Annotated in this window: 3 protein-coding genes and 2 rRNA genes; 1 reads left to right on the forward strand and 4 read right to left on the reverse strand. The window is 45.4% G+C overall.

The features are described 5' to 3' along the window. Positions 1–14: 14 nt before the first annotated feature. Positions 15–587 carry a TetR/AcrR family transcriptional regulator gene (locus IQ242_RS00540; RefSeq protein ID WP_193958648.1) on the reverse strand — a complete coding sequence of 191 codons (573 nt, stop codon included), beginning with the start codon at positions 585–587 and terminating at the stop codon, positions 15–17. Between the two features lie 135 nt (positions 588–722). Here IQ242_RS00540 and IQ242_RS00545 point away from each other — a divergent pair, with 135 nt between their 5' ends. Then, a complete protein-coding gene (locus IQ242_RS00545; protein ID WP_002745388.1) occupies positions 723–1,013 on the forward strand; it encodes a DUF2288 domain-containing protein in 291 nt (96 codons plus the stop codon). A gap of 133 nt (positions 1,014–1,146) precedes the next feature. Here the strand turns inward: IQ242_RS00545 and IQ242_RS00550 are convergent, their stop codons facing one another. The 3 genes from IQ242_RS00550 to IQ242_RS00560 form a co-directional block, all read right to left on the reverse strand. Continuing rightward, the gene (locus tag IQ242_RS00550; RefSeq protein ID WP_193958649.1) at positions 1,147–3,342 is read right to left on the reverse strand and encodes a hemolysin; all 2,196 of its coding nucleotides are present in this window, start codon (positions 3,340–3,342) and stop codon (positions 1,147–1,149) included. A gap of 470 nt (positions 3,343–3,812) precedes the next feature. Continuing rightward, a 5S ribosomal RNA gene (rrf, locus tag IQ242_RS00555) occupies positions 3,813–3,930 on the reverse strand. A 56-nt stretch (positions 3,931–3,986) separates the two neighbouring features. Next, positions 3,987–6,839, reverse strand: a 23S ribosomal RNA gene (locus tag IQ242_RS00560); the annotation flags it as partial.

Below are 6,839 nucleotides of genomic sequence, written 5' to 3' on the forward strand. Positions count from 1 at the left end.
GTGATTGTTGGGGGTTAACAGTTTTTCTGCAAATAAGTAGTAAGAATTTTACCTAATAATTCCATTTGTTCATCGATCGCAATCTGTTCATTGCACCACAGGCGCTCTAATATCAGTCCATTAATAACGCTGACAACTAACCAAGCTACACTCGGATCGCTAATACCTAAAATCTCGATTACTGCCTGATGATAGCGGTGATCAACGCGCTCAAAAAGTTGACTACGACTCAGTTCTTCTCGTCCTTGATATTGAGAATAATCAATCCATAAGAATAATTGTTTGATGCAGTAATCCTCGCGATTAGTCATAAATTTGCCGAGAATTTTTAGCTTTTCTGTCAGGGTTTTTCCTCGATCAATCTCGGCTTTAGCTAATAAAACATCCTGCCGGCACATCTCCTCGACTAATTGCTCGAAAAGTGCCGCTTTACTGGGAAAGTAGTGGTACAGCGTTCCCGTGGACACTCCCAATCCTTGCGCTAATTCTCTCGTCGTCATGTTAGCATAGCCTTTCTCGGCAAAGAGTTCGGCACTTTTTAAGAGGAGTTCTTTTCGGTATTGTTCTACATCTACTATCTTAGGCATAAGTTTAATATCGAACGTTCGTTATATTTTAGCTTAACATTACTATAAATGGGGAAATCGGCTGTCCCTTTGCCTGTATGCTAGAAAGAGGAGCTAATTCGTTATTGAGCGAGCTTTTTCGCAAGGATTGACAGTATGGGTAATATTCACGAGCAGTTATTAGAGGAATTAGCCGAAGTGGAGTGGAGTGACTTGATCCCCCATGCTCAAAGGGATGCGCTGATCCTGGTTTCCGATTCCCTCAATTTAATCGAAGTGGCAGAAGCGATCGCTGGTGATCAGGTTGCTCAAGTGCAGAATTGGATCGGGGAAAAACTACTAGAAAAACCGACACAAGAGCAGTTAAGCGATTGGAATTCCCATCCCGATAACCTTTTTAATACACTAATCGTGCAACCTTTTGTGTTAATTCAGACCATAGCTTAGATAAAACCAAACCCCCCAATCTAGGATTGAGGGGTGAGAAAGAATAATCCTGGCATCGAGCTATTGTCCCGGTCGGCAACCCGACAAGTATCTTGGACAAGATGGTTGCGTACAACTGGCTAATTGCTCAATATTAAAGAATATTAAAAACCCCATTGGCAAAGGCGTTACCGAGTAATAATTCGTTACCAGATGAATCCGTAATTAGACCGGATACCCCATCCGTATCGAGCATCAGTGTCTTACTAGCGTTTTTAAATCTACCTACTCCAAAGAATGATATCCCTGTCCATTCAACGGTAGATAGGTCAATGTTCCCAATCTTGATAGCAACACCTTTTTTAGTGTCCGCAATGCCATCTTTGCCAAAATTACCAGAAAAAATGAATTGATCTCCACTTTCTCCTGACGCATAAACATCATTGCCTAGTCCGTTATAAAAAATGTCATTTCCCCCCCCGCCAAAAATGACATCATCGCCTGCACCATCGCGGAAAATCTCATCAGCAGCAGTCCCTTTTATCCGATCATTGTAGGCAGAACCGATATATTCTTCGATATTTGTGGCAATAATATTTTTAGGTCTGGTTGAGTCGTTAATGACAATTCCCTGTTTACTACCAGCAAAGTCTAAAATATCTTTTTTTCCCGCACCACCATCAACTTGAATGGTATTTCCATCAACTTTAAAAGTGTCATCACGATTTGTACCAATAAAAGTTTCAAAATTGGCAATCGAAAGGGATTCAGAGCCTACTTGGGCGACTTTGGCAGTAATATTAATTGATACTCCTAATGTTGTGGTTAAAGTTGAAAAGTCTAAGGTATCTTTTCCATCAACAGCATCAAGGGTTACTCCTTTGGGAAGTGATTGGATTTTTACAATATCATCCTTCTTAGTAAATTTAAGGGTTTCAATGCTAGATAAAGTGTCTGTGTCAGAGCCTACCTTTACTGTCCCATTAAATCCTGTTAATTTTGGATCAGGATTTTTGACTAAAGTTAAAGTAATTGGTGTTGTTTCTAAACTGTAGTCAACAGTATCATTTCCTAAGCCCCCGTCTAAGGTATCGTTACCAGCACCGCCAATCATTATGTCATTTCCGTTACCAGCTTCAACTTTGTTGGCCGCTTTATCCAGAGTAAAAACATCGTTAAAACTACTACCTTTAAAGTTTTCAATTTTGATATATTGCGGAATTCCTGTTCCACTTTTAACTAGATCTACTGTTATTGGTTTACTTGAATTTGAAAAGTCAACCAGATCAATTCCTTCTCCACCATCAACTTTGATCGTTTTTTCATCAACTTTAAAGATGTCATTATAGGCTGTACCAACAAAGATTTCAAAATTAGTGATTGAGAGAGAGTCCGAGCCTAATTTAACAACTTTTGTTGTACTATCAACCTGTACGCCTACTTTAGGATTTGCAGTGGAAAAGTCAAGAGTATCTTTTCCATCAACAGCATCAAGGGTTACTCCTTGAGGAATTGATTGGATTTTTACAATGTCATCTTTTGGAGTAAATTTAAGGGTTTCAATGCTAGATAAAGTGTCTGTGTCAGAGCCGACCTTTACTGTCCCATTAAATCCCGTTAATTTTGGATCAGGATTTTTGACTAAAGTTAAAGTAATTGGTGTTGTTTCTAAACTGTAGTCTGCCACGTCAATTCCAAGACCACCGATTAATGTATCGTTTCCACCTAAACCAGATAATGTATCGTTTCCATCTAAACCAGATAATTGATCTTTCCCTATACCACCCTTAATTACTTCCCCAATACTGTGATCAGTATTGAAAGGTGTTTGATAGGCAGTAAAAATGGCAAGATATTCTGAACCTTTAATACCATTACCATCAGTAGGATCATCGATTCCACCTGATTTTAGAAATTTTTGAGTTAGGGCGGTATAGCCTACTAAGTGAGCGTAAGCAAGCATTCCTGAAAACGTTATGTGATAGCCGTTCAAGATTTGTCCGTCATAAACTGCCCATCCACCTTTTATAATTTTATTTGCGTTTAGGGCTAATATGGCATCAAAGGCTTTCTCTTGACTGGCAGCAGCTATCGTTTTGTCCTTGCCGTTAATTCCTAGAAATGAGTCTTTACTGGTGACACCGGATTTTGTAGTCCAAGTACCTAGCCAATCATTCTTATAATAATTTGGGCTGGTGACCTCCACATAAAAACCTATATCTTTGAGAACTGCTTCACCAACTTGATATTTTCCTAAAAAGCCTAAACTGTTCTGAGCCTGATAGCCTCCGCTTCCACCAGATTCTCTCTGTCCAATCGCATCTTTGAAGTTTTGATAAGTTTTTGACATAATTAATAACACCTCTTTTTTTCAAAAAATTAAGTAAATATATGATTTTTACTGGAAATGTGTAAATTGGCACTGGTTCAGTCTGATTATCAGAATTAGGTGAAATCCCTGCACCTTATAACTATCTTGTATATTGTTTTCAAATTTAATAAGCTTCATCCACTAGGGTTTCGTATTTCTCTTGACCTAATGTTTTATAAGTTAACATCGGTAAATCTCCTATTGAAAAAAAATTGACTCGTAAGGATTCAGGAAAAGTAATCGAAATTAGGGTTTTCCGAGAAATAGAAGGAATCTAAAAAACCCTACGGGCCAGCATAGCGCGCTAAAGCAAGCCCGTCAACCCTATCCGGGATGCTATGGCGCTAGAATCTCGTTTCCGGCACGGTTCCTATTCGCCTTCATCCAAGTCAAAACCGTCAACAAGCAAAAACCCCCCGAAAAAAGGGGGGTTTTTGAGGAAAGAATAATCCTGGCATCGAGCTATTGTCCCGGTCGGCAACCCGACAAGTATCTTGGCCACGGTGAAGTTTCACAACCGAGTTCGGGATGGAATCGGAGTGGTGCCATCACGTTAAAGACACCAGGAAGGGTAGAACCCTCAAGACTGCAAAAGCTAGGGAAAAAGTGGTGAAAAGAAGAATCAGGTCAAGCCCTCGGTCGGTTAGTACTCCTCGACTGCACTCGTTACCGAGCTTCCATCTAGAGCCTATCAACGGGTAGTCTACCCGAGACCTTACTGGCTTAATGCCATGAGAGCAATCATCTGGAGGTGGGCTTCCCACTTAGATGCTTTCAGCGGTTATCCGCTCCGCACATGGCTACCCTGCGTTTACCGTTGGCACGATAACAGGTACACCAGCGGTGCGTCCTTCCCGGTCCTCTCGTACTAAGGAAGGCTCCTCGCAATGCTCTTACGCCTACACCGGATATGGACCGAACTGTCTCACGACGTTCTGAACCCAGCTCACGTACCGCTTTAATGGGCGAACAGCCCAACCCTTGGGACCGACTTCAGCCCCAGGTTGCGATGAGCCGACATCGAGGTGCCAAACCTCCCCGTCGATGTGAACTCTTGGGGGAGATCAGCCTGTTATCCCTAGAGTAACTTTTATCCGTTGAGCGACGGCCCTTCCACGCGGTGCCGTCGGATCACTAAAGCCGACTTTCGTCCCTGTTCGACTTGTGGGTCTCACAGTCAAGCTCCCTTCTGCTTTTGCACTCTATCGTCCCATTTCCAACGGGACCGAGGGAACCTTTGCGCGCCTCCGTTACCTTTTAGGAGGCGACCGCCCCAGTCAAACTGCCCACCTGAAACTGTCTCCCGCCCCGATGAGGGGTCAGGGTTAGAATTCTAGCCTCGCCAGAGTGGTATCTCACCGTTAGCTCCACCCTCCCCACGAGGAGAGTTTCAACGCTTCCCACCTATCCTGCGCAAGCGAAGCCCGAAGCCAATTCCAGGCTACAGTAAAGCTTCATAGGGTCTTTCTGTCCAGGTGCAGGTAGTCCGTATCTTCACAGACAATCCTATTTCGCCGAGTCTCTCTCCGAGACAGTGCCCAGATCGTTACGCCTTTCGTGCGGGTCGGAACTTACCCGACAAGGAATTTCGCTACCTTAGGACCGTTATAGTTACGGCCGCCGTTCACCGGGGCTTCGGTCGTCAGCTTCAGATTACTCCTGACCAACTTCCTTAACCTTCCGGCACTGGGCAGGCGTCAGCCTCCATACTGCGTCTTACGACTTGGCGGAGACCTGTGTTTTTGGTAAACAGTCGCCTGGGCCTATTCACTGCGACCCTCTTGCGAGGGTACCCCTTCTCCCGAAGTTACGGGGTCATTTTGCCGAGTTCCTTAGAGAGAGTTATCTCGCGCCCCTTAGTATTCTCTACTTCCCCACCTGTGTCGGTTTCGGGTACAGGCAATTAATGATTAACGTGGTTCGGGCTTTTCTAGGAAGCTTGATCAACGCCACTTCCCTCCCGTGGGAGGTGGGACTCGCGTCTTAGCTCCTGGTGTTTTCGCCACCTCTCATCGCCTCGACTGCTTGCACTGGTAACCAACATCCAGCTGACGTTGACCTTCTCCGTTCTCCGGCACAATCATTAATCGGTACGGGAATGTTAACCCGTTGTCCATCGACTACGCTTTTCAGCCTCGCCTTAGGTCCTGACTGACCCTCCGCGGACGAGCCTTGCGGAGGAAACCTTGGGGTTTCGGGGTGTGGGATTCTCACCCACATTTTCGCTACTTAAGCCGACATTCTCACTTCTATAGAGTCCACAGCTGCTTGCCGCTACTGCTTCACCCCCTATAGAACGCTCCCCTACCACTACAATGTAGTCCACAGCTTCGGTAGATAACTTAGCCCCGTTCATTTTCGGCGCAGGAGCGCTTGACCAGTGAGCTATTACGCACTCTTTTAAGGATTGCTGCTTCTAGGCAAACCTCCTGGTTGTCAATGCACTCCCACCTCCTTTCTCACTTAGTTATCATTTGGGGACCTTAGCTGGTGGTCTGGGCTGTTTCCCTCTTGACGATGAAGCTTATCCCCCACCGTCTCACTGGTAGTTTTTTTAGCCGTATTCAGAGTTTGCCTCGCCTTGGTACCGGTCTCCCAGCCCGCGGCGAAACAGTGCTTTACCCCGACTAAACTTCTACTACCGCTGCGCCTCAACACATTTCGGGGAGAACCAGCTAGCTCCGAGTTCGATTGGCATTTCACCCCTAACCACAGCTCATCCGCTAATTTTTCAACATTAGTCGGTTCGGACCTCCACTTGGTTTTACCCAAGCTTCATCCTGGCCATGGTTAGATCACCCGGGTTCGGGTCTACAAATTATGACTTTTCGCCCTATTCAGACTCGCTTTCGCTGGGGCTGTGGGGTCTTCCCCCTTCACCTGCCATAACCTGTAAGTCGCCGGCTCATTCTTCAACAGGCACACGGTCAGACGTTCAATCGTCCTCCCATTGCTTGTAGGCTAACGGTTTCATGTTCTATTTCACTCCCCTTCCGGGGTTCTTTTCACCTTTCCCTCGCGGTACTGTTTCTCTATCGGTCACACGGGAATATTTAGCCTTACCTCGTGGTCGAGGCAGATTCACACGGGATTTCACGTGCCCCATGCTACTCGGGATGCAGTTAAGCTGGTTCCTTTTTCGACTACAGGACTTTCACCTTCTCTGGTGCGGTTTTCAGCCGCTTCGTCTAAATTTCCCAGTCTTTTGTCACTGTCCCACGACCCCAAGTTCCGCAGAACTTGGTTTAGGCTGTTCCCTTTTCGCTCGCCGCTACTGGGGGAATCGCTGTTGCTTTCTTTTCCTCTGGCTACTAAGATGTTTCAGTTCACCAGGTTTGCTCGCTCCACCCTATGGATTCAGGTGGTCGTCTTTAGGGTTGCCCCATTCGGATATCTTCGGATCAATGCTTGCTTCCCGCTCCCCGAAGCGTTTCGTCGGTAACTACGTCCTTCTTCGCTTCCGTGTGCCTAGGTAT

Origin of the sequence: Microcystis sp. LEGE 08355, assembly GCF_015207185.1 — a bacterium.
Lineage (GTDB): Bacteria > Cyanobacteriota > Cyanobacteriia > Cyanobacteriales > Microcystaceae > Microcystis > Microcystis panniformis.

Bases quoted from the DNA above. Each gene is read 5' to 3' on its own strand.
- IQ242_RS00545 (WP_002745388.1), top strand. From the start codon at position 723: ATGGGTAATATTCACGAGCAGTTATTAGAGGAATTAGCCGAAGTGGAG.
- IQ242_RS00550 (WP_193958649.1), bottom strand. From the start codon at position 3,342: ATGTCAAAAACTTATCAAAACTTCAAAGATGCGATTGGACAGAGAGAA.
- IQ242_RS00540 (WP_193958648.1), bottom strand. From the start codon at position 587: ATGCCTAAGATAGTAGATGTAGAACAATACCGAAAAGAACTCCTCTTA.